This is a genomic window from Streptomyces sp. NPDC039480, assembly GCF_055597165.1.
Genome location: NZ_JBVITX010000016.1, coordinates 1 through 23,304, shown reverse-complemented (window position 1 = coordinate 23,304; position 23,304 = coordinate 1). Strand labels below are relative to the sequence as shown.

Annotated in this window: 19 protein-coding genes; 6 read left to right on the top strand and 13 right to left on the bottom strand. The window is 71.0% G+C overall.

From position 1 onward, the window contains the following. Positions 1-133 precede the first annotated feature (133 nt). Positions 134-2,878, bottom strand: a complete 2,745-nt coding sequence (ppc, locus tag ACZ56E_RS36440; protein ID WP_468610200.1) for a phosphoenolpyruvate carboxylase — start codon at positions 2,876-2,878, stop codon at positions 134-136. A gap of 278 nt (positions 2,879-3,156) precedes the next feature. On the opposite strand from ppc, the gene ACZ56E_RS36435 reads away from it, so the two are divergent. Then, positions 3,157-4,161, top strand: coding sequence for an acyl-CoA desaturase (locus ACZ56E_RS36435; protein ID WP_471221039.1), 1,005 nt, complete (start codon positions 3,157-3,159; stop codon positions 4,159-4,161). Further along, complete coding sequence (locus ACZ56E_RS36430; RefSeq protein WP_404751777.1) at positions 4,158-4,844, top strand: TetR/AcrR family transcriptional regulator; 687 nt, start codon at positions 4,158-4,160, stop codon at positions 4,842-4,844. The genes ACZ56E_RS36435 and ACZ56E_RS36430 overlap by 4 nt, the downstream gene beginning before the upstream one ends. 88 nt (positions 4,845-4,932) lie before the next feature. Here the strand turns inward: ACZ56E_RS36430 and ACZ56E_RS36425 are convergent, their stop codons facing one another. Further along, a complete protein-coding gene (locus ACZ56E_RS36425; RefSeq protein ID WP_471221037.1) occupies positions 4,933-5,757 on the bottom strand; it encodes a trans-aconitate 2-methyltransferase in 825 nt (274 codons plus the stop codon). A 102-nt stretch (positions 5,758-5,859) separates the two neighbouring features. Here ACZ56E_RS36425 and tamR point away from each other — a divergent pair, with 102 nt between their 5' ends. Next, positions 5,860-6,357, top strand: a complete 498-nt coding sequence (gene tamR / locus ACZ56E_RS36420) for a MarR family transcriptional regulator TamR (protein WP_125513240.1) — start codon at positions 5,860-5,862, stop codon at positions 6,355-6,357. Here tamR and ACZ56E_RS36415 read toward each other — a convergent pair. Next, entirely contained in the window at positions 6,316-7,092 is a 777-nt protein-coding gene (locus ACZ56E_RS36415; protein WP_362998590.1) for a response regulator transcription factor, read from the bottom strand. The two genes, tamR and ACZ56E_RS36415, sit on opposite strands and share 42 nt — an antisense overlap. 264 nt (positions 7,093-7,356) lie before the next feature. Between ACZ56E_RS36415 and ACZ56E_RS36410 the strand changes: the two genes are divergently transcribed. After that, complete coding sequence (locus ACZ56E_RS36410) at positions 7,357-7,824, top strand: GNAT family N-acetyltransferase (protein WP_471221240.1); 468 nt, start codon at positions 7,357-7,359, stop codon at positions 7,822-7,824. Here the strand turns inward: ACZ56E_RS36410 and galK are convergent. The 3 genes from galK to galT are packed head-to-tail and all read right to left on the bottom strand — an operon-like array spanning position 7,821 to position 11,023. After that, positions 7,821-8,975 carry a galactokinase gene (gene galK / locus ACZ56E_RS36405; protein WP_471221034.1) on the bottom strand — a complete coding sequence of 385 codons (1,155 nt, stop codon included), beginning with the start codon at positions 8,973-8,975 and terminating at the stop codon, positions 7,821-7,823. The genes ACZ56E_RS36410 and galK overlap by 4 nt on opposite strands. A gap of 36 nt (positions 8,976-9,011) precedes the next feature. Next, positions 9,012-9,965 (bottom strand): UDP-glucose 4-epimerase GalE, encoded by a 954-nt coding sequence (gene galE, locus ACZ56E_RS36400; RefSeq protein ID WP_471221032.1) that lies wholly within the window; start codon positions 9,963-9,965, stop codon positions 9,012-9,014. Beyond that, complete coding sequence (galT, locus tag ACZ56E_RS36395) at positions 9,962-11,023, bottom strand: galactose-1-phosphate uridylyltransferase (protein ID WP_471221031.1); 1,062 nt, start codon at positions 11,021-11,023, stop codon at positions 9,962-9,964. Before galT ends, galE begins: the two co-directional genes overlap by 4 nt. A gap of 174 nt (positions 11,024-11,197) precedes the next feature. Here galT and ACZ56E_RS36390 point away from each other — a divergent pair, with 174 nt between their 5' ends. Beyond that, the gene (locus ACZ56E_RS36390) at positions 11,198-12,883 is read left to right on the top strand and encodes a sodium:solute symporter family protein (RefSeq protein ID WP_471221029.1); all 1,686 of its coding nucleotides are present in this window, start codon (positions 11,198-11,200) and stop codon (positions 12,881-12,883) included. A 23-nt stretch (positions 12,884-12,906) separates the two neighbouring features. Further along, positions 12,907-13,191: a hypothetical protein gene (locus ACZ56E_RS36385; RefSeq protein ID WP_468610213.1), complete on the top strand. Its 285-nt coding sequence runs from the start codon at positions 12,907-12,909 to the stop codon at positions 13,189-13,191. 21 nt (positions 13,192-13,212) lie between these two features. On the opposite strand, the gene ACZ56E_RS36380 is transcribed toward ACZ56E_RS36385, so the two are convergent. The 7 genes from ACZ56E_RS36380 to rsmA all read right to left on the bottom strand — a co-directional run bounded on the left by ACZ56E_RS36380 (position 13,213) and on the right by rsmA (position 23,104). Then, complete coding sequence (locus tag ACZ56E_RS36380; RefSeq protein WP_468610215.1) at positions 13,213-13,935, bottom strand: helix-turn-helix transcriptional regulator; 723 nt, start codon at positions 13,933-13,935, stop codon at positions 13,213-13,215. Between the two features lie 260 nt (positions 13,936-14,195). Beyond that, entirely contained in the window at positions 14,196-16,037 is a 1,842-nt protein-coding gene (locus tag ACZ56E_RS36375) for an outer membrane protein assembly factor BamB family protein (RefSeq protein ID WP_471221026.1), read from the bottom strand. Positions 16,038-16,095: 58 nt separating this feature from the next. Next, entirely contained in the window at positions 16,096-17,934 is a 1,839-nt protein-coding gene (locus tag ACZ56E_RS36370; protein ID WP_471221024.1) for an outer membrane protein assembly factor BamB family protein, read from the bottom strand. Between the two features lie 156 nt (positions 17,935-18,090). Then, the gene (locus tag ACZ56E_RS36365; RefSeq protein ID WP_471221023.1) at positions 18,091-19,908 is read right to left on the bottom strand and encodes an ABC-F family ATP-binding cassette domain-containing protein; all 1,818 of its coding nucleotides are present in this window, start codon (positions 19,906-19,908) and stop codon (positions 18,091-18,093) included. A 30-nt stretch (positions 19,909-19,938) separates the two neighbouring features. Next, positions 19,939-21,282: an acyltransferase family protein gene (locus ACZ56E_RS36360; protein ID WP_471221021.1), complete on the bottom strand. Its 1,344-nt coding sequence runs from the start codon at positions 21,280-21,282 to the stop codon at positions 19,939-19,941. 71 nt (positions 21,283-21,353) lie between these two features. After that, positions 21,354-22,241, bottom strand: a complete 888-nt coding sequence (locus tag ACZ56E_RS36355; RefSeq protein WP_471221019.1) for a 4-(cytidine 5'-diphospho)-2-C-methyl-D-erythritol kinase — start codon at positions 22,239-22,241, stop codon at positions 21,354-21,356. After that, a complete protein-coding gene (gene rsmA / locus ACZ56E_RS36350) occupies positions 22,238-23,104 on the bottom strand; it encodes a 16S rRNA (adenine(1518)-N(6)/adenine(1519)-N(6))-dimethyltransferase RsmA (RefSeq protein ID WP_471221018.1) in 867 nt (288 codons plus the stop codon). The genes ACZ56E_RS36355 and rsmA overlap by 4 nt, the downstream gene beginning before the upstream one ends. Positions 23,105-23,304: the final 200 nt, after the last annotated feature.

Sequence of the window (23,304 nt, the reverse complement as noted above, 5' to 3'; positions counted from 1 at the left end):
TCGCCGGTCGCGCCGGTCGAGTCAGGGGCGCGGGGAACTGCGCGACCGGCCACGACGAGCCCGCAGCCGAGACACGACAGGGCCCCGCATCACCGAAGCGATGCGGGGCCCTGTCGCATGAGCCGAGGGCAGGTCAGCCCGTGTTCCGGAGCCCCGCCGCCACACCGTTGACGGTGAGCAACAGCGCCCGCCCGAGCAACGGATCAGGCTCCTCCCCCGCGGCCGCCGCATCCCGCTGCCGCTTCAGGAGCGCGACCTGAAGATACGAGATCGGGTCGAGGTACGCGTCGCGGATCGCGAAGGTCTGCTGCAACGCCGGGTGGGAGCCGAGGAGTTCGTCCCCGCCCGTGATCCGCAGGACCTCACGCACCGTCAGCTCGTGCTCTTCCTCGATGGTGTCGAAGACGTGCTTGAGCTCGTCCGGGACGAGTGTGTCGACGTAATGCCTGGCGATGCGCAGGTCCGTCTTCGCGAGCGTCATCTCGACGTTGGAGAGGAAGTTGCGGAAGAAGTGCCAGTGCTCGTGCATCTCGTCGAGGACGGTGTCGAGACCGGCCTCGCGCAGGGCCTTCAGACCCGAGCCGACGCCGAACCAGCCGGGCACGATCTGCCGTGACTGGGTCCAGCCGAAGACCCACGGGATGGCGCGCAGACCGTCGAGCGAGACGCCCGAGCCGGGCCGGCGGGAGGGCCGGGAGCCGAGGTGCAGGTCGGCGAGCTGGTCGACCGGGGTCGACGCGAGGAAGTACGTCGGCAGGTCCGGGTCCTCGACGAGGCGCCGGTACGCGGAGTGCGCGGCGTCCGAGACGACGTCCATGGCGGCGTCCCAGCGGGCGAGGGCCTCGTCGGACTGGCGCGGGGCGGTGTGCAGGGCGGAGGCCTGCAAGGTGGCCGCGACGGTCAGTTCCAGGTTCTCGCGGGCCAGGGACGGCACGAGGTACTTGTCGGAGATGACCTCGCCCTGCTCGGTCACCTTGATCTCGCCCTCGAGGGTGCCCCAGGGCTGGGCGAGGATCGCGTCGTGGGAGGGGCCGCCGCCGCGCCCGACGGTGCCGCCGCGGCCGTGGAAGAGCCGCAGGCGCACGCCGTAGCGGTGGGCGACGTCACGCAGCCGCCGCTGGGCGCGGTGGATCTCCCACTGGCTGGTGGTGATGCCGCCGAACTTGGACGAGTCCGAGTAGCCGAGCATGACCTCCTGCACGTCGCCGCGGAGGGCGACGAGGCGGCGGTACGACGGGTCGGCGAGCATCTCGTCGAGGATGACGTCGGCGGCGCGCAGCTCGTCGGTGGTCTCCAGGAGCGGCACGATGCCGATCTTCGCCCAGCCGGCGTGCAGGTCGATGAGGCCGGCCTCGCGGGCGAGGACGGCGGCGGCGAACACGTCGTCGGCGCCCTGGCACATCGAGATGATGTACGACTCGACGACCTCGGGTCCGAAGACTTCGAGGGCCTTCTTGACGGTGAGGAAGACACCGAGGGTCTTCTCGCCGGCGGCGTCCACGGGGGCCGGGGACGGGCCGAGCGGGCGCCGGGACCTGAGCTCCTTGGCGAGGAGCTTCTGGCGGTACTCGCGGGGCATGTCCGCGTAGCGCCAGGATTCCTCGCCGAGGCGGTCGAAGAGCTGGCCGAGGGCGTGGTGGTGGGCGTCGGCGTGTTCGCGTACGTCCATGGTGGCGAGCTGGAGGCCGAAGGCCGCCAGGGTGCGGATGGTGCGGTTCATCCGGCCGTCGGCGAAGAGGGCGCCCTTGTGCTCGCGCAGCGAGGTCTGGATGAGGGTGAGGTCGTCGAGGAGCTCGCTCGTGCCGAGGTAGTCGCGGCCCGGCTCGTGCGGGGTGCCCTTGGCCAGGCGCTGCTTGGTGTTCTCCAGCTTCTGCCGGATGCAGGTGGCCTTGAGGCGGTAGGGCTCCTCGGCGTTGAGGCGCTTGTAGCGGGGGCTGATCTCGGGCAGCCGCTCCAGGTCGCCCTGGAGGGAGGCCTTGAGCTCGTCGGTGGCTCCGGTGTAGCGGATGGAGTTGGAGAGGAAGCCGCGCAGCTCGTCGATCATGTCGAGCGCGTCGTTGATGCCGTGCTCGTGCTGGAGGATCAGGACGTCCCAGGTGACCTGCGGCGTCACGTTCGGGTTGCCGTCGCGGTCGCCGCCGATCCAGGTGCCGAAGCTGAGGGGGCGGGTGCCTTCGGGCAGCTGGACGCCGACGCGCTCCAGTTCGGCGGTGAGGTCTTCCAGTACGTCCCCGACGGCGCCGGCGTGCAGCTCGTCGAGGTAGTAGATGGCGTTGCGGGCCTCGTCGGCGGGTTCGGGGCGGACGACGCGGAGTTCGTCGGTCTGCCAGACGAGGTCGATGTTCTCGGCCAGTCGGGTGTCGTGGCGGCGCCGGTCGGACTCGATGACCGGGGTCTCCAGGAGCTCGGCGACGCGGCGGAGCTTGTTGAGGACGGAGCGGCGGGCGGCCTCGGTGGGGTGCGCGGTGAAGACGGGGCGCACGTTGAGGTGCTGCACGGTCTGGCGCAGGTGTTCGGGGTCGGCGTCCTTGAGGCGGTCCGCGGTGCGGGCGAGGAGGCCGCCCTCGGCGGCGCGCCGGGCGCGCAGCTCGCGGCCGCGGTGGACCTGCTCGGTGACGTTCGCCAGATGGAAGTAGGTGGAGAAGGCGCGGACCAGCTTGGCCGCGGTCTCCAGTTCCGTGCCGCCGAGGAGCTTGGCGGCGGCCTCGCCGTCCTCGCGCGTCAGACGGCGGACCTTTTCGACCAGTTCGAGGAGTTCGGGACCCTCCTGGCGTACGAGGGTCTCGCCGAGCAGGTCGCCGAGGCGGCGGATGTCGGCGCGCAGCTCGGCGCTGGCGGTGCTTGCGGCCTGCTGGCCCTGGTCGTCGGCACTGCTCACAGGTGCGGCTCCTTGCAGTGTTGAAGCGCTTCAAGACTGGGAGGGGGTTCCGTGGGAACCCGGGGAGATACAGAGCGGACCGCGCTGTCCGACCGTGTCCAAGGATAGGTGTCACTTCGGGCACGGACCTCGCGGGCTCTTGCCCCGGAGATCCGTCCTGCCATACTTACGTTGCCGTAGGTTACGGAACCGTAGGTAACGTGGTATCGCAGCCGTTGCAGGAACCGTGCCCGTGCACTACTCCCACCCCAGCCCTCGACCCCATAGGGGACGTGCCCATGACGACAACCTCCGATGCGTACTCCGACGCCGATGTGATCCAAGACGCTCCGCGGGCGACCGGCCCGGCCGACTCGCCGCCGCCCGCGACGCTGGGCGGTGAGCGGAAGCGTTCGGTCGAACAGATCGCCCTGCTCCTCTTCATCACCGTCCCGTTCCTGGCCCTGGTCGCGGCGGTGCCGCTGGCCTGGGGCTGGGGGGTGAGCTGGCTGGACCTCGGCCTGCTCGTCTTCATGTACTTCCTGGGGTGCCACGGCATCACCATCGGCTTCCACCGCTATTTCACGCACGGCTCCTTCAAGGCGAAGCGGCCGCTGCGGATCGCGCTCGCGGTGGCCGGGTCACTGGCGGTGGAGGGCCCCGTGGTGCGCTGGGTGGCCGACCACCGCAAGCACCACAAGTTCTCGGACGCCGAGGGCGACCCGCACTCCCCCTGGCGCTTCGGCGAGACCGTCCCGGCCCTGATGAAGGGGCTGTGGTGGGCGCACATCGGCTGGATGTTCGACGAGGAGCGGACGTCGCAGGAGAAGTACGCGCCGGATCTGATGAAGGACCCGGCGATCCGCCGGATCTCGCGGCAGTTCCTGATGTGGACGATCGTGTCGCTGGCCGTCCCGCCGGTGGTGGGCGGTCTGGTGACGATGTCGTGGTGGGGTGCCTTCACGGCGTTCTTCTGGGGCTCGCTGGTCCGCGTCTGCCTGCTGCACCACGTCACGTGGTCGATCAACTCGATCTGTCACGCGGTGGGCAAGCGGCCCTTCAAGTCGCGTGACCGCTCGGGCAACGTGTGGTGGCTCGCGGTGCTGTCCTGCGGCGAGTCGTGGCACAACCTCCACCACGCCGACCCGACGTCGGCGCGGCACGGTGTGATGAAGGGCCAGATCGACTCGTCGGCGCGGATCATCCGCTGGTGCGAGCGGCTCGGCTGGGCGTACGACGTGCGGTGGCCGTCGAAGTCGCGCATCGACGCCCGCCGCCAGCCGCAGGCCGCTGACGCGGCATGATGGACGACGTGGCGACCGACTCCAGCAATTCAGGCCCTGCCGGCAAAGAGAAGCAGCCCCGGCGCACTCGCAGGACCCGGATGACGGGTGCCGAGCGCCGGGAGCAGCTCCTCGACATCGGTCGCACGCTGTTCGCCGCGAAGGGGTTCGAGGGCACGTCGGTGGAGGAGATCGCCGCGAAGGCCGGCGTCTCCAAGCCCGTGGTGTACGAGCACTTCGGCGGCAAGGAGGGGCTGTACGCGGTCGTGGTGGACCGCGAGATGCGGCAGCTCCTCGACATGGTGACGGGCGCGCTCACCGCCGGGCACCCCCGGGAGCTCCTCGAACAGGCGGCGTTCGCCCTGCTCGACTACATCGAGACGTACACGGACGGTTTCCGCATCCTGGTCCGCGATTCGCCGGTGGCCCAGTCCACCGGCACCTTCGCCTCCCTGATCTCCGACATCGCGACGCAGGTGGAGGACATCCTGGGCCAGGAGTTCAAGGGCCGCGGCTTCGACCAGAAGCTGGCGCCGCTGTACGCGCAGGCGCTGGTCGGCATGGTCGCGCTGACGGGCCAGTGGTGGCTGGACGCCCGCAAGCCGAAGAAGGCGGAGGTGGCGGCGCATCTGGTGAATCTGGCGTGGCACGGGTTGGACGGCTTGGAGCCGAAGCCGCGTCTGATAGGTCACCGGAAGAGCTGACGTCGCCCCCCCCTACTGGGCCTGCTCCTCCCGCCCGAAGGGCCCCGCCGCTTCGCGGCGGGTTTCCCCACCCACCCGCCCTCATTCCTCAGGCCTCCTTGCGGGCCACCGCGAACACCCTCCGGAATGGGAAAACCGTGCCGTGAGCGGTCGCCGGGTACGCCCCGCGCAGCAGTTCCCCGTACTCCGCGAGGAATGCCTCCGTCGCCTCCGGGTCGTCGGCCAGGGCCGTGAGGACCGGGCGCAGGCCCGTGCCCTTGACCCAGTCGAGGACCGGGTCGGTGCCCGTGAGGAGGTGTTGGTACGTCGTCTCCCAGGCGTCGACCTCGCAGCCGAGGTCCGCGAGGCGCGTCAGATACGCCCCCGGCGCGAGCACCGCGTCCGCGTGGCGCAGGACGTCCCCGAGGCGGTCGCGCCAGCGGGCGGACCCGCAGAGTTCCCGCATCAGGACGTGGCTGGGGGCGTCGAAGTTGCCGGGGACCTGGAAGGCGAGCGTGCCGCCGGGGGTCAGGGCGTCGATCCAGGCGGGGAAGGAGTCGGGGTGGCCCGGCACCCACTGGAGGGTCGCGTTGGACAGGATCAGGTCGTACGTCCCGGGGGCCGGTGTCCACTGCGTGGCGTCGGCCGGGGCGAAGTCGAGGCGGCCGCCCCCGGCGGTGGGACCGGCCAGCCGGTCCGCGCGGGCCAGCATCTCCGGTGAGTTGTCGAACCCGGTGATGTGCGCGGTGGGCCACCGCTCGGCGAGGAGCCGGGTGACGTTGCCAGGACCGCAGCCCAGGTCGGCGACGCGGGGCGGCCGTCCGGAGGCGGGCAGCTCGGGTACGCGGGCGAGGAGGTCGGCGAAGGGGCGGGACCGGTGGCCGGCGTGGCGCAGGTACTGGTGCGGGTCCCAGGTCGGGGCGGCTGCGGGCATGGGGCGGGCCTCCTCGGGTGACGGGGGTCTTCCGCCATCCTGAACCCAAGGTATCTTGACGTCAAGAGACTTCATGTCGACAGACCCCCTACACTGATCGTCATGGAGGACGAGGTCGATCGGCTGGTCGCAGCGTGGCGCCGGGAGCGCCCGGACCTCGACGTGGAACCACTCGAGGTGCTCAGCCGCGTGAGCAGGCTCGCGCGGCACCTGGACCGCGCCCGCAGACTCGCGTTCTCCGAGCACAATCTGGAGCCCTGGGAGTTCGACGTGCTGACGTCGCTGCGGCGCGCGGGCGCGCCCTATCAGCTCTCCCCCGGCCAGCTCCTGACCCAGACGCTCGTGACGTCCGGCACGATGACGAACCGCATCGACCGGCTCGCGAAGAAGGGCCTCGTGGAGCGCCTGCCCGACCCGAGCGACCGGCGCGGCGTCCTCGTGCGCCTCACCGCCGAGGGCCGGGACCGCGCGGACCAGGCCCTCGCGGGTCTCCTGGCGCAGGAGCGGGCGATCCTCGCCGAGCTCTCCCGCGCCCAGCGGGGTGAGCTGGCGGGGCTGCTACGCCAGTTGACCGCCCCGTTCGACAACATCCCCGGCTAGGTCGGCCGGGCCGACGCCCGCGCGCCGGGCGAGCGCCACCGCGGCGAGGGTGGAGTGGACGCCCAGTTTCCCCAGCACGTTCTGCATATGGGTACGGACCGTGTGCGGGGAGAGGAAGAGGCGCTCGGCGACGGCCTTGCGGCCGAGGCCCGCCACCATGCAGCGCAGCACCTCGCGCTCGCGCGGGGTCAGGGACTCCACGAGGCGCTCGGACTCGGTGCGGTGCTTGCGGGCGGCGGTCAGCTCGCGCAGGACGCCGGTGAGCAGGGCGGGCGGGAGGTGCGTCTCGTCCCGGAGCACTCCCCGTATGACCGTGAGGAGGCGGGACAGCGAGCAGTCCTTGGCGACCCAGCCCGAGGCCCCGGCCTGGAGCGCGAGGGCCGCGCGGCGCGGGTCGTCCTTCTCGGCGAGCACGACGGTGCGCACGGCGGGCTGGCCGGAGCGGACGCCGGCGACCAGCGAGATGCCGTCGACGAGCCCGTCGGCGTTGCCGTCCTGGACGGGAACGGCGGGCCGGGTGCTCTGCAGCGCGCTCGCGGTGCTGCCGAGGTCGGCGTCGACGAGCAGCACGTCGTATCTGCGGCCTTCGGTGACCGCCCGCTCCAGGCAGCGCAGCGCGGCGGGGCCGCTGCCGGCCGCGGACACGTCGACGTCGGGCTCGGCCGCGAGCGCGGCGGCCAGCGACTCGGCGAAGATGCGGTGGTCGTCGACGACCAGAACTCGAATGCGAACCACAGAAACCCCCTTCCCCGCGCTCCCGCAAGGAGCTGGGGATACCCCGTCATCGGAGAACGGCTGGTGCGGGTACGGCGCCCGGTAGGGAGGGTCGACACAGTCGCACGGCCGCCGCCGTGCTGTGACCGCCACCCCCACGCCGGGCGTCGTACCCGACTGTCTCGCCCCCTGATCAGTGCCGGCCCCCACCGGCACTGCCCTTCAGAGTAGGGCCGGACGCCAGGAGCGGAAGGCGATTTGCAGAACTGATTGGCCGACGCGTTTATGGTGAGCCGTATGTTTCGTATGGAGACAGGAGTCGACAAAGAGCGGCTGGGTCTGCTTCGTTCACGGCTGCGCGAGACGAACACGGCGGCATCACCCGAGCTCCGCGCCCTGCGCGGGACCCGCGACGACCTCGAAGTGCCGCTGGCGGTCTGGGCGTTGGACGCGGCCGGCGGGCTCGCGGCCGGTCTCGCCGCGCACACCTGGGCGCGCTGGCTGCACGTGAACCACCTCTGGGTCGACGACCGCCACCGCGGCGCGGGCCTCGGCTCCCGGCTCCTGGCGGAGGCGGAGCGGATGGCCCGCGAGGAGCGCGGCTGCCGCAACTCCCGTGTCGAGACCTGGGACTTCCAGGCCCCTGGCTTCTACCGGAACCAGGGGTACGAGCTGGTGAGCGTGATCCCCGACTACCCCGAGGGCGTCAAGGAGTTCACGCTCACGAAGCGGCTCGCCCAGGGCCTGGCCTAAGCCTCCCGGCGCGCGCCCGCCGACGCCACCGCCGGGAACACGCGCGGCGCCGTGTAGCCCGCCGCGGCGAAGGCCTCCAGGACCGACTTGGATACCGTGTCCTCGTCCGCCGACTCCACCAGGACGACCGCCGAGCCGCCGAAGCCGCCGCCGGTCATCCGGGCGCCGAGCGCGCCCGCCGCGTTCGCGGTGGACACCACCAGGTCCAGCTCCGGGCAGGAGATGCGCAGGTCGTCGCGGAGCGAGGCGTGGCCCTCGGTGAGGACGGGCCCGATCGCACGGACGTCGCCGGCGGCCAGGAGCGCGATGACCTGCTCGACCCGGTGGTCGTCCGACACGACGTGCCGGACATAGCGGCGGACCTTGTCGTCCGTCAGCTTGTCGAGGGCATCCGGGAGTTCGGCGTACGGGACGTCGCGCAGGTGTGAGACTCCGAGCGCCCGCGCGCCCGCCTCGCATCCGGCGCGCCGCTCCGCATAGGCGCCGTCTCCGAGGGCGTGCTTCACGCGCGAGTCGACGACGAGGAGCTTCAGCCCCTGTGCCGCCAGGTCGAAGGGGACCTGGCGCAGGGAGAGGTCGCGGCAGTCCAGGTGCAGGGCGTGGCCCTCCGTGGCGCACGCGGAGGCCATCTGGTCCATCACGCCGCACGGCACGCCGACGAAGGCGTTCTCGGCGCGCTGGGCGAGGACCGCCAACCGCGGTGCGTCCAGGCCGAGTTCGTACAGGTCGTTCAGGGCGAACGCCGTGACGACCTCCAGGGCGGCCGACGAGGACAGGCCGGCCCCGGTCGGCACGGTCGAGGCGAGGTGGATGTCGGCGCCCCCGGAGACGTCGTGGCCCCCGTCCCGCAGCGCCCACACCACGCCCGCCGGGTAGGCGGCCCAGCCGCCCTGGCCGTACCGCGACAGGGGCGTCAGCTCGGCCACGCGCAGTTCGGCGACCGGGGCGTCGATGTCGGCCGAGTGGAGCCGCAGCACGCCGTCGGTGCGGCGCGCCACCGCCGCGACCGCGGTGTGCGGCAGCGCGAGCGGCAGCACGAAGCCCTCGTTGAAGTCCGTGTACTCGCCGATGAGGTTGACCCGGCCGGGGGCCGACCAGACCCCCGTCGGCTCGTACCCGTAGAGCTCCGCGAACTGCCGCGCTACGTCCATCAGTTACCCCTTGGTCCGGTGTTTCGGTCGGGCGGGTCAGCGCCGGGCGAACGCCCAGGCGTCGGCGACGATGCCCGCGAGGTCCGCGCGGGACGGCTGCCAGCCGAGCTTCTCGCGTGCGGTGGCGGCGGACGCGACGAGGACCGCCGGGTCGCCGCCGCGGCGCGGCGCGAGCACCTCGGGGATGGGGTGGCCGGTGACCTGGCGGACGGTCTCGATGACCTCGCGGACGGAGAAGCCGTTGCCGTTGCCGAGATTGCAGATGAGGTGCTCGCCGGGGGTGGCGGCCGCGACGGCGAGGAGGTGCGCCTCGGCGAGGTCGGCGACGTGGATGTAGTCGCGGACGCAGGTCCCGTCGGGGGTCGGGTAGTCGTCGCCGAAGACGCTGATCGCCTCGCGCCTGCCCTGGGCGACCTGGAGGACCAGCGGGATGAGGTGCGACTCGGGGTCGTGGCGCTCGCCGCAGTCGCCGTACGCGCCCGCGACGTTGAAGTAGCGCAGCGAGACGGCGGCCAGGCCGTGCGCGGCCGCCTCCCCGGTGATCATGTGGTCGACGGCGAGCTTGGAGGCGCCGTAGGGGGAGGTGGGGGCGGTCGGGTCGGTCTCCGTGATGGGGGTGCTCACGGGCTCGCCGTAGGTCGCGGCGGTGGAGGAGAAGACGAGCCTGCGCACGTCGGCGTCGCGCATCGCGGCGAGCAGCGCCATGGTGCCGCCGACGTTGTTGTCCCAGTACTTCTCGGGCTTGACGACGGACTCGCCGACCTGCGAGAAGGCGGCGAAGTGCAGCACGGCGTCGTACGAGGAGTCCAGCCACTTGGCGGCATCCCGGATGTCGCCCTCGATGAACGCCGCGCCCGAGGGGACGCCCTCGCGGAAGCCGGTCGAGAGGTTGTCGAGGACGGTCACCTCGTGCCCGGCCTCGAGCAGGTGCTGGGCCACCACGCTTCCCACGTAGCCCGCTCCACCGGTGACCAGGTACTTACCGCTCATGAACTCGCTACCTCTCGCAGTCGCTGGGCCGCGGCTTCCGGCGGCACGTCGTTGATGAACACACTCATGCCGGATTCGGAACCCGCGAGGAACTTCAGCTTGCCCGAAGTGCGGCGAATCGTGAAAAGTTCGAGGTGCAGGGCGACATCATCCCGATTGATCCCCTCATATCCGTCGAGGGTGCCGAACGGCGCCTGGTGCCATGCGGAGATGTAGGGGGTCGGGGCCTGCCCGGTGGCGAAGATCCGGTCGAAGCGCCTCAAGAGTTCCAGATAGAGCTGTGGGAACTCTGTGCGCGCGGCCTCGTCGAGGCCGAGCAGGTCGGGCACCCGGCGCTTGGGGTACAGGTGCACCTCGTAGGGCCAGTGCGCGGCGTACGGCACGAAGGCGATCCAGTGCTCGCCCTCCAGGACGACCCGCTCCCCCGCGCTCTCCTCGGCGACGATGTGGTCGAAGAGGTTCCGGCCGCCGGACGCCTCCTTGAACGCGGCGAGCGAGCGGAGCATCAGCGCCGTGCGCGGGGTGACGAAGGGGTACGCGTAGATCTGCCCGTGCGGATGGCCGAGGGTCACGCCGATCTCGGCGCCGCGGTTCTCGAAGCAGAACACCTGCTCGACGGAGGGCAGGTGGGAGAGCTCGGCGGTGCGGTCGGTCCAGGCCTCCAGGACGAGTCCGGCCTGTGCGGGGGTGAGGTCGGCGAAGGACGCGTCGTGGTCGGAGGTGAAGCAGACGACCTCGCAGCGGCCCGCGTCGCCGGCGAGCGAGGGAAAGCGGTTCTCGAAGACCACGACGTCGTACGCGGAGTCGGGGATCTCGCTGAGCCGGTCCCCGGCGGAGGGGCAGAGGGGGCACTGGTCGGCCGGCGGGTGGTAGGTGCGGCCCTGGCGGTGCGAGGCGATGGCCACGGAGTCGCCGAGGAGGGGGTCCCTGCGGATCTCCGACGCGGTCGAGACGGGGTCGAGCGGGCGCCGGTCGACGGCCTCGCGGACCGCGTCGTCACGCGCGTCGTAGTAGATGAGCTCGCGACCGTCGGCGAGACGGGTCGAGGTCTTCTTCACGTGCGGGTCTCCTCACCACCAACCCAACAGAATCGAACACAAACAAACCACATCGCGTCAGTAGCGTCAACGCTCGATCACGATCAAACAAAGAACACCAACAGAACTGTTCAGTTATTGAAGCGAGAGGCGTAGGTTCCCGTCTGATCCGTTCGCGCAACGAAGCGAGTTCACATGCAGTCCCCCACAACAACTCTGGCCGAGGGGCTTCGGCTGCCCACCAACGGCCTCGACTACGCGATCCTGGCGATCTACTTCGCCGTGGTCCTCGGCATCGGCTTCGCCGCCCGGCGCTCCGTCAAGACCAGCCTCGACTTCTTCCTCTCGGGCCGCTCCCTGCCCGCCTGGGTCACCGGTCTCGCCTTCGTCGCCGCGAACCTGGGCGCCACCGAGATCCTGGGCATGGCCGCAACCGGCGCGCAGTACGGCGTCGCGGTCGTCCACTGGTACTGGATCGGCGCCATCCCGGCCATGGTCTTCCTCGGCCTGGTCATGATGCCGTTCTACTACCGCAGCAAGGTGCGCTCCGTCCCCGAGTTCCTGCTCCAGCGCTTCGACAGGTCGGCGCACCTGCTCAGCTCGGCGCTCTTCGCCTTCGCGGCGATCCTCATCGCGGGCGTGAACCTCTACGCCCTGTCGATCGTCGTCGAGGCGCTGCTCGGCTGGCCGCAGTGGGTGGCGATCGTCGTCGCGGGGTTCTTCGTGCTCGCGTACATCACCATCGGCGGTCTCTCCTCGGCGATCTACAACGAAGTGCTGCAGTTCTTCGTGATCCTCGCCGCGCTGATACCCATCTGCGTCATCGGCCTGAAGAAGGTCGGCGGCTGGGACGGCCTCACGGGCTCCATCGAACAGCAGCACGGCGGCAACTTCATGACCGCCTGGGGCGGTACGGGCATCGGCGACGCCAACCCGCTCGGCGCCAACTGGCTGACGATCATCCTCGGCCTCGGCTTCGTGCTCTCCTTCGGCTACTGGACGACGAACTTCGCCGAGGTGCAGCGCGCGCTCTCCGCGAAGAACCTGAGCGCGGCCCAGCGCACCCCGCTGATCGCCGCCTTCCCGAAGATCTTCATCGTCTTCCTGGTGATGATCCCGGGCCTGGTCGCCGCCGTCCTCGTGCCGAAGATCGGCACCCCGGGCTCCGACCTGACGTACAACGACGCGATCCCCTATCTGATGCAGGAGTTGCTGCCCAACGGCGTCCTCGGCATCGCGGTCACGGGTCTGCTCGCCGCGTTCATGGCGGGCATGGCGGCGAACGTCTCGTCCTTCAACACCGTGTTCACGTACGACATCTGGGCGAAGTACGTGGTCAAGGACAGGGAGGACGGCTACTACCTGAACTTCGGGCGGCTCATCACCGCGATCGGCGTGCTCGCCTCGATCGGCACGGCGTTCATCGCCTCGTCGTTCTCGAACATCATGGGGTACCTCCAGACCCTCTTCTCCTTCTTCAACGTCCCGATGTTCGTGGTCTTCATCATCGGCATGTTCTGGAAGCGGGCCTCGATGAAGTCCGGTGTCTGGGGCCTGGTCGCGGGCACCACCGCGGCGATGGTCAACTACTTCTGGATCTACAAGCAGGGTGTCGTCGACATCCCGACCGACCAGGGCGCCAACTTCGTCTCGGCGATCGTCGGCTTCGTCGCGGGCGCCGTCGTGATGGTCGTCGTCACGCTCTTCACCGCCCCCAAGCCGGAGGCCGAACTGGCCGGGCTCGTCTACGGCACGGCCTCGCCGGGCCTGGAGGACGAGGGTGCCGAGGCGGGTGACGACGCCTGGTACCGCAAGCCGGCCCTGCTCGGCTGGGGCGCCGTCGTCCTCGCCGCCGCCTGCTACCTGCCGTACTCGCTCTAGCCCCGACCGGAGGACCGAACACCGTGTCCGACCTGCACAAGCACGTCTCCGACCTGGAGGCCGAGTCCGCGACGGCCGCCCGCCTCTTCGACATCCGGCGGATCATCGGCGGCCTGTTCGTCGTCTACGGGATCATCGTGACGATCGCCGGGATCACCGCGTCCGACGCCGACCTGAAGAAGGCCGAGGACATCAACATCAACCTGTGGACGGGCCTCGGCATGCTCGCCCTCGGGCTCTTCTTCCTCGGGTGGCTGTGGCTGCGCCCGGCCGTGCCGCCCGCGCGGGAGCCGGACGAGAGCGACTGACATCCCCCACGGGGCCCGGGTTCACTGCGGTGAATCGGGCCCCGTCGGCTTGTCCACGCTGTTCGCGTAGGCCGACGCGGGACGCTCGGCGCGCTCCAGGAGGCCCGTGCGCGCGGCGAGCGCGGCGGCCTCAAGACGCGAGCCGACGCCCAGTTTCATCAGGACCCGCTGCACATGCGTACGCGCCGTGCTGGGCGCTATCCCCATCCCCGCGGCGATCAGCCGGGTGTCCTCGCCGTCCGCGACCCGCACCAGGACCTCGACCTCGCGGGGCGTCAGCATCTGCAGCAGCCGCTGCCCCTCGTCGTCGGGCTGGGCCGCCGGGTTGAGCAGCTCGCTGAAGGCGCCTTGCAACAGCTGGGGCGCGACGGCGGCCTCCCCGGCGCGCGCCTTCATGATGGCGCGCTCCACTCCTTCGATGCGCTCGTCATGGCGTACGTAACCGGAGGCGCCGGAGGCGAAGGCGGCGGCGATGCCGCGCGGGTTCGGCACCGGGCCGAGCACCACGACCGCCACCTGCGGCCGGTCCCGCTTGATCTTCACGACCGGGTCGAACATGCCCGGCTCGGCCGGTGTGGCCGTGCCCAGTAGGCAGACCTCCGGAGCCCTGCTGATGACCAGTTCCGCCGCACCGGCGGCGGGCGCGGCGGCGGCGAGCACCCGGTGCCCGCGCAATTTCAGTGCCGAGGCGAGTGCCTCGGCGAGCAGTCGGTGATCGTCGACCACCATGAGCCGCACACCCATAGCAACCCCCCACTTCCCCGCGGGCCCCCCGACCCTCCATCCCCCGGAAGCTACACGCTTGTTCGACGTTGCGCGCCCCCTACCCGTCAGAAGCGGCCCGGAATGCCGAAATCCCTTGCCCTTCGGGGGCGCTGGGAAGTACGGAGGGGTACACGAACGGCGGCGGGCGCCCCCCGGTGGGTGTGGGGGGCGGCCGCCGCCGTCGTGCACTTCCTGCCGTGTCGCGACTGCTTCGCGGCTGCTTCGTGGCTGCTTCGCTGCTACTTCGCGACGAAGCCGAGCGCCACGAACTCCTTCTCGTCCTTCGTGTAGGGCTTGCTCAGCAGCTCCTTGCCGAGGAACAAGTGTCCGTTGGCGTACACGAGTTCGTTCGACTTCGGGACCATGCCGCTGATCGCGTCGGTGACCGCTTCGGAGCCCGGGGTCTCCAGAAGCTTGGTCTCCTTCATCGTCTTGCCGTCGAGCGAGACGACCTGGGCGCCCTTCTGGTAGCCGTGCGCCTTGTACGCGAGGACGTTGCCGCCGTCCATGCGGATCGGGAAGATCTCGCCGTTCTCACCGGCGACCGCGCGGTCGCTGGTGGGCTTTCCGGTGGCCAGCGAGAAGGAGACGATCTCGTTGGTACGGTTGTAGCTGTCGCCGGCGCCGTCGTGCTGACGCGTCGGGACGTACAGCCGGTCGTTGCCCACGGTGATCGCCTTGCAGTCGTTCACCATGTTCACGCCGCAGTCGTGGTCGTACTTGCCGTCCTCCAGGGAGATCTTGGCGCGCAGCTTGCCGTTGCTGCCGAGGGCGAAGACGTCCGTGACACCGGAGGCGGTGATCTCGGTGGTGTCCTGGCCGAAGACGACCGGGTTCGTCGAGATGATCTTGGCGTTGTCGATGCCGTCGGCGAGCGGGTACGTCCACTTGTCGTCGCCGGTCTTCGGGTCGAGGAGCTGGACCTTCAGCCGCTCGTCGCCGTACGTGCCGCACTTGCGGACCGCGACCAGCTGGTCGCCGCCGGCGTAGCCGACGTCCTCGCACTTGCCGACCTTCGGCTTCCACAGGGACTTGCCCTTGACGTCCCAGGCGGCGCCGCCGCTGGAGGTGCCCGCACCGGCGGCGATGGTGGTGCCCGAGATGGTGACTTCCTTGAAGGTCGCCTTCACGCCGTTGGTCTCGACGCTCTCGGTCCAGAGCTTGTCGCCGGACTTCAGGTCAATCGCGGAGACGTTGGAGCACTGCTCGTAGTCGCCCTTCTTGTTCCGCTTGGCCTCTTCGGTGACGACCGCGACGATGCCGTCCTCGGTGACCTCGCGCGACATCGCGCAGGCCATGCCGGACAGCGGGACCGTCCACTTCTTCTTGCCGGTGTCCGGGTCGTAGCCGTTGAGCTCGTAGACGCCGGACTTGGCGTAGATGTCGTCGGTCAGGACGGAGCCCGTGGCGTTCCAGATCTGGTCCTTGGGGACCTCGGGCTGGGGCAGCTGCATGAGGACCTTGGCCGTGGCGTCGGCCGGTGCCTTCTCCTTGGCGGGACCCTGCTCCGGCGCGGTGCCGCCCTGCCCGCCCTTCTCCGAACCCTTGCCGCCCTTGCCGTCCTTGCCGGACTCCTGCGCGGTGTTCTTGGAGTCGTCGTCCTTCGTCGAGGCGTAGAAGACCCCGCCGCCGACGATCAGCGCGATCGCGGCGACCGCCGCGACGATGATCGCCACCTGGCTGTTGAACTTCTTGCCGCCGCCGGAACCGGAGTCACCGGGCTGCGGCTGCATCGGCATGGTCGGCGGCTGCGGGTAGCCCTGCTGGTACGGCTGCTGGTAGCCCTGCTGGTACTGCGGCGTGGCGGGCTGCGTCGGGTAGCCGTAGCTCTGCGGCGGCGGGGGCGCCTGGGGTGCTTGAGGTGCCTGGGGGGCCTGCGGGTAGCCGTAGGTGGGCTGGGCGGGCGGCGCCGGAGGGGCCGCCGGGGGAGCCGCGGGCGGGGGCGGCGGCGCCTGCGGGTAGCCGTACGCCGGGTCGGGGGCCTTGCCGAAGCCTCCGGGCGGAGGGTCCTGCGGGGCGCCGAAGCCGCCCTGCGGGGGCTCGTTCGGCGGCTGCTGGGGTGGCTGGGGCGGCTGGGTCATGACGTCGTCTATTCCTTGGGGACGAGAGCGGTCGAGCGGATGACTGGGTGGGGGCGCGTCACTTGCCGTAGGCGAGCATCAGCTTCGCCTGGCCGGAGGAGCGCATGATGCTGGTGGTCGAGATGTAGAAGCGCCCGTCCACGTAGTCGACGTCCTTCGAGTAGAAGCCGCTCTCGATCCGCGATGTGCCCTTCGGGTGCTGGAGCAGGGTCTTGGGCTTGTGCGAACCGGACGTCGCGATGGAGACGACGCGGCCGCCGGAGTCGTACGACGGAGTGACGTACGCGATCACCTCGCCGTTCTCGACCTTCAGCGGGAGCATCGTTTCGTCCAGCGGCGACTTGGCGCGCCAGGCCTCCTTGCCGGTGGCCAGGCTGAGCGCGACCACGTCGTTCGCGCCGCTCTTCTCGCTCGTCGGCAGGTAGAGGTACTTGTCGTCGACGGCCACGCCCAGGCAGCCGGCCAGTTCACGGCTGAGGACCGAGGTGTCGCACTCCGGCGCGAAGGTGTCCTTGGTGATGACCTCGGAGCGCGTCTTGTCGCTGTTCTCCTTCAACACCGTGACGTTGAACTGCTTCTTGTCCTCGTTGCTGAGGTACACGATCGTCGGGCTGTCCGAGAAGACCTTGCCGATGCGCCAGCCCTTGGGGAACTTCTTGGTCCACAGGGCGCGGCCGGTCTTCGGGTCGAGCTGCTGCAGCTCGTCGTGCGCGCTGGGCGTGCTCGCGCCGCAGGACAGGGCCATGAGGAGCTTCTCGCCGCCGACGAAGCCGTTGGGGAAGCAGGTGCCCTCGTCCTTCTTGTCCGCGACGTAGAGCTTCTTGCCGTCGCTCATCCGCAGCGCGGTGCCGGACTGGTCGCGGCCGACCATCAGCACGTCGCCGACGAGGACCAGGTGGCTCTTGAGGGCGAAGTCGAAGAGGCCCTCCTCCTTGACCGGCTTGCCCCAGCCCTTTTCACCGGTCTTCAGGTCGACGACCTGGAGCTGGTTGCACTTGGCGTCGCTCTTGGTGCCTTCCTTGTACGCGACGACGATCTTGCCGTCGTCGGTGGCCGTCTGCGTCGCCGCGCAGATCTTCTGCGGGAACTCGATGGCCTTCCAGGCGGTCTTGCCGGTTCCCGCCTTGTACGCGAGGAGCTGCTTGTACGCGGCCTTGACGACGGTGTCGCCGTGCACCCACATGCCGGGGGCGTCGCCTCCGGAACCGGGCACCTTGGGCGCCTCCTTGTACCAGAGGACCTTCGCCTCGCCGTCCTGGCGGCCTTCGTTGAGGTCTTCCTTGCCCTCGTGGCCGTCGCCGTCGCCGGTGCCCGGGTTGACCGGGGCGGAGGCGGTGGGCTCGGGGTCCTTGTTCTTCGCCTCGGACTTCTTCTTGCCCTCGTCGTCACCGCTGACGACCGCCCAGGTGACACCGCCCGCGACGAGCAGCGCGGCCACGGCCGCGGCGGCGATCACGAGGAGCTTGCCGCGCTTCTTGCCGCTGCCGCCGCCGGGCGCGCCGGTCCCCGCGGGGAACTGCGGCTGGGTCGGCGGCTGCTGCGGGTAGCCGTACTGCGGCTGGGCCGCGTAGGGACCGGGCTGCTGCGGCTGACCGTAGGGGCCGGGCTGCTGGGACGGAGCCGTGTACGGACCCGGCTGCTGCGGCTGGTTCGCGTACGGGCCGGGCTGCTGCGGCGGATTCGCGTACGGACCCGGCTGCTGCGGCGGATTCGCGTACGGACCCGGCTGCTGCGGCGGGTTGCCGTACGGGCCGGGCTGGGTCGGCTGGTTCGCGTACGGATTGTCAGGCGTGGACGGCGGTGTCTGCGGGTATCCGTAACCCGGCTGGGGCTCCTGCCCCGGTGGCTGCGGAGCTCCGAAGCCGCCGGGCGGCGGCTGGTTGGGCGGCTGAGTCATCAGCGCTTCCCCCTTCACTGATTTTCGGCACGCCAAGTGGTGCTCAGGGCAGCCTTTCTATCACCCTGCCCCCGTACCACACGGGTCCGGTCCAGCCCCTGTTCCCAAGGGAGGACCGGCCCGTAATGCGTCCGTTACGCGAGCTCCACGGGAGCTCTACGCGTCTTCCGCAAGCTCCAGCCAGCGCATTTCCAACTCTTCGCGCTCGCCGATCAGTTCACGGAGTTCGGCGTCCAGTTTGGCCACCTTTTCGAAGTCCGTAGCGTTATCGGCGATTTGCGCGTGGAGCTTCGTCTCCTTCGTGGAGACCTTGTCCAGCTGCCGCTCGATCTTCTGGAGTTCCTTCTTGGCGGCGCGGGCATCGGCGGAGGAGACGGTCTTCGCCGCGGCGGCCTGCGCGGGCGCGGCCTGCGCGGTCGCCGGCGCGCTCGCGGTCTCCGCCATCCGGCGCCTGCGCTCCAGGTACTCGTCGATGCCGCGCGGCAGCATCCGCATCGTGGCGTCACCGAGCAGCGCGAACACCTTGTCCGTGGTGCGCTCGACGAAGAACCGGTCGTGGGAGATGACGACCATGGAGCCGGGCCAGCCGTCCAGCACGTCCTCGAGCTGCGTCAGCGTCTCGATGTCCAGGTCGTTGGTCGGCTCGTCGAGGAAGAGGACGTTCGGCTCGTCCATCAGCAGCCGAAGGAGTTGCAGCCTGCGCCGCTCACCGCCGGAGAGGTCGCCGACCGGCGTCCACTGCTTCTCCTTGCTGAACCCGAAGGTCTCGCAGAGCTGCCCCGCGGTCATCTCCCGGCCCTTGCCGAGGTCGACGCGCTCGCGCACCTGCTGCACGGCCTCCAGCACCCGCAGCGTCGGCTTCAGTTCGGCCACCTCCTGCGAGAGGTAGGCGAGCTTCACGGTCCTGCCGACGACGATCTTCCCGGCCGCGGGCTGCACGTCACCCGCGCTGCGCGCGGCCTCCGCCATGGCCCGCAGCAGCGACGTCTTGCCCGCGCCGTTCACCCCGACCAGACCGACGCGGTCGCCGGGACCGAGCTGCCAGGTCAGATGCTTGAGCAGCAGCTTCGGGCCCGCCTGGACCGACACGTCCTCCAGGTCGAAGACCGTCTTGCCGAGCCGCGTCGTCGCGAACTTCATCAGCTCGCTGGTGTCGCGCGGCGGCGGCACGTCGGCGATCAGTTCGTTGGCCGCCTCGATGCGGAACTTCGGCTTGCTGGTGCGGGCCGGGGCGCCGCGCCGCAGCCAGGCCAGTTCCTTGCGCATCAGGTTCTTGCGCTTGGTCTCCTCGGTGGCCGCGATGCGCTCGCGCTCGGCACGGGCGAAGACGTAGTCCGAGTACCCGCCCTCGTACTCGAAGACCGATCCGCTCTGCACGTCCCACATGCGCGTGCACACCTGGTCCAGGAACCAGCGGTCGTGCGTCACGCAGACGAGCGCCGAGCGCCGCGTGCGCAGGTGCTCGGCGAGCCAGGCGATGCCCTCGACGTCCAGGTGGTTGGTCGGCTCGTCGAGCACGATCAGGTCCTGCTCGGCGATGAGCAGCTTGGCCAGCGCGATACGACGCCGCTCGCCGCCGGAGAGCGGGCCGATGACGGTGTCGAGCCCCTGCGGGAACCCCGGCATGTCGAGCCCGCCGAACAGCCCGGTCAGCACGTCCCTGATCTTGGCGCTGCCCGCCCACTCGTGGTCGGCGAGATCCCCGATGACCTCGTGCCTGACGGTGGCGGCGGGGTCCAGCGAGTCGTGCTGCGTCAGCACGCCGAGCCGCAGCCCGCCGTTGTGCGTGACGCGGCCGGTGTCCGCCTCCTCCAGCTTGGCGAGCATCCGGATCAGGGTGGTCTTGCCGTCGCCGTTGCGCCCGACGACACCGATCCTGTCCCCCTCGGACACGCCGAGTGAGACGCCGTCGAGCAGGGCACGGGTGCCGTACACCTTGCTGACTGCCTCGACATTGACCAGATTGACGGCCATTTCTCTCCTGACAGGGGGGACGATCGATCCTCAAGCGTAGTCGCCCGCGCGGGAGCGCCCCGCCCGCTCCACCAGCACCCACCCGGCAAGGGCCGTCGCCACCGCCGCCGGTGCCGTCACATGGACGGCCACCAGCAGCGCCGTACGGCCCTCCAGCAGGCCCCCGAAGCCGACCATCGACAGGCCGAGCACCCCGAAGAGGCAGAGCGTGACACCGAGGGCCGAGGCCGGACCCGCGGCCGCCGTACCCGGCGCGACAGGGCCCGCCGTCCCCGGCCGCTCGAAGCGGCGGAAGGCCGCCACGAGCGCCGCCGTCAGAGCCGCGGCCGCCGCCATCCGCAGCGGCACCTGCGCCCACCACGCCGCGCTCGCGGGCTCCGGCAGCGGGACGTCGAGGGCGAGCAGCGTCCCGTACACCCCGAGCATCGCCGTCAGATGCCAGAGGAACGCCGTCATGGAGACGCCGTTGGCCGCCACCACGCCGCGCCACACCCGCGGCCGCGCCAGCCACCGCGTCGCAGGGCCGCGCAGCAGTTCCACGGCGCCGACCAGCCACATGCCGTGGCAGAGGAGGGCGAAGGTGGGCGGCGCCATGTTCGACACGGGTTCGCCGGGCATGCCGACCATGGAGAGCGGATACGGGCCGAGGGCCACGAGCAGCGAGGCGCCCGCGAGGCCCGCGCCCGCCAGGACGTACGGCATCCGCAGCCTGCCGTCCGCGCGCAGGAAGCCCAGCTGGTGCACGGCGAGCCACACGAAGGCGAAGTTCAGGAACTCCAGATACGGCACGCCGAACGCGAAGCGCGCCACGTCCACCGCGCCGGCCGCCGCCACGAGCGCGCCGAACGCGCCCCAGCCCCACCGCTCGTGCAGCCGCAGCAGCGGCGGCGTGAACGCGACCATCGCGAGGTAGACGCCGATGAACCAGAGCGGCTGCGCGACGAGCCGCAGCGCGACATCGAGCAGCCCGCCGCCCCGGCCGCCCAGCTGGAGGATCAGCGCGCCCGCGCCCCACACCCCTATGAACACCATGGTGGGCCGCAGCAGCCGCTGGAGCCGGGCCCGCACGAACGCCGCATAGACGGACCGCCCGTCGGACCGGCGGCTCAGTGAGCGGTACGACAGGGCGTGCGAGAACCCGCCGACGAAGAAGAAGACGGGCATGACCTGGAGCGCCCACGTGAGGAGCTGGAGCTCCGGCACCTCGGCCAGGAGGTTGCCGACCTCGGCGCGGCCGTCGTCTCCGACGGTCACGGCGGCCATCAGCCAGTGCCCGACGACGACCGTGCCGAGCGAGGCGACCCGCAGCAGGTCGACGTACCGGTCACGCCCGGCGGGCGTCTTCTCGGCGAGTTCGCGAACGCTTGATCCCATGTACGTACGGTCGCGCGCGGTACGCCTCCGGCGTCAGCGTGCCCGTACTCATCCGGGAGTGAGTATCCGGGCTACATCTGCTGGGCGCCCGGGGCCGGGGACGTCGCCACCCGCGCCGTGCGGCACGTGCCGGAGGCCGTCAGCGCGTCGGCCACCTTGCGGGCGGACGCGGCGTCGGCCGTGAGGAACGCCGTCGTCGGGCCCGAGCCGGAGACCAGCGCGGCCAGGGCACCCGCCGCCGTGCCCGCCGCGAGGGTGTCGTGGAGTGCGGGGAACAAGGAGAGCGCCGCGGGCTGGAGGTCGTTGGTGACCGTGGCCGCGAGGGCTTCGACGTCGCCCGTGCGCAGGGCTTCGAGCAGCGCCGGGGACGCCTCGGGGGCGGGCGCGTCGGGGGTGAGGCGGTCGAACTCGCGGTACACGGCGGGCGTGGAGAGCCCTCCGTCGGCGACGGCGAACACCCAGTGGAAGGCGCCGCCGACCTCCAGCGGCTGGAGCTTCTCGCCGCGTCCGGTGCCGAGCGCGGCGCCGCCGACCAGGCTGAACGGCACGTCGCTGCCGAGTTCCGCGCAGATGTCGAGCAGTTCGGCGCGGGAGGCGTTCGTGCCCCACAGCGCGTCGCACGCCACGAGCGCGGCGGCGCCGTCCGCGCTGCCGCCCGCCATGCCGCCGGCGACGGGGATGTCCTTGGCGATGTGGAGGTGCACGTCGGGCGCGATGCCGTACCGCGCGGCGAGGAGTTCGGCGGCGCGGGCGGCGAGGTTCGTACGGTCCAGGGGCACCTGGTCCGAGCCGGGGCCCTCGCAGGTCACCCGCAGCGCGTCGGCGGGCGTGGCGGTGACCTCGTCGTGGAGGCCGACGGCGAGGAAGACGTTGGCGAGGTCGTGGAAGCCGTCGGGGCGGGCGGCGCCCACGGCGAGCTGGACGTTGACCTTCGCGGGGACCCGTACGGTCACGCTCACGCCGCCGCCTCCTTGTGCTCGGCGATCCGCGCGAACTCCTCGACCGTGAGGGACTCGCCGCGCGCCTGCGGGGAGACCCCGGCGGCGACCAGCGCGGCCTCCGCGGCGGCCGCGGAACCGGCCCAGCCGGCCAGGGCCGCCCGCAGCGTCTTCCTGCGCTGCGCGAAGGCGGCGTCGACGACGGCGAAGACCTCGCGCTTGGACGCGGTGGTCTTCACCGGCTCGGCGCGCTTCACGAGGGAGACGAGCCCGGAGTCGACGTTCGGGGCGGGCCAGAAGACGTTCCGCCCGATGGACCCGGCGCGCTTGACCTCCGCGTACCAGTTGGCCTTCACGGACGGGACCCCGTACACCTTCGAGCCGGGGGCGGCGGCGAGCCGGTCGGCCACCTCGGCCTGCACCATCACGAGCGTGCGCTCGATGGTCGGGAAGGTGTCGAGCATGTGCAGGAGCACGGGCACGGCCACGTTGTACGGGAGGTTCGCGACGAGGGCGGTGGGTGCGGGGCCCGGCAGCTCCCGGACGAGCATGGCGTCGCTGTGCACGAGTCCGAAGGAACCCGCCTTCTGCGGAAGGCGGGCCTCCACCGTCGCGGGCAGCGCGCCGGCGAGCGCGTCGTCGATCTCGACCGCGGTGACGTGGGCGGCGGTCTCCAGCAGCGCGAGGGTCAGCGAGCCGAGACCCGGTCCCACCTCCACGACGACGTCGTCCGGGCGGACCTCCGCGGTGCGGACGATGCGCCGTACGGTGTTGGCGTCGATGACGAAGTTCTGGCCGCGCTGCTTGGTGGGGCGTACGCCCAGGGCAGCGGCCAGTTCGCGGATGTCGGCGGGGCCGAGGAGGGCGCCGTGCTCAGTGCTCACGGTCCCAGGTTACGGGCCCTGGCCCCTGGGCCTCGCACGGTCTCCCCCTTGCCCGGCGCCGGGGCGGGGCCCGAACAGTCCCGCCGCTTCGCGGCGGATGCTTCCCACCCACCCACCCGTTTACCCCGCGACGTCCAGCGGGGGTAGGGGCGGGTGGGGTGGGGGTTGACCGCGACGGCCTGCGGGGGTGGGGGCGGGTG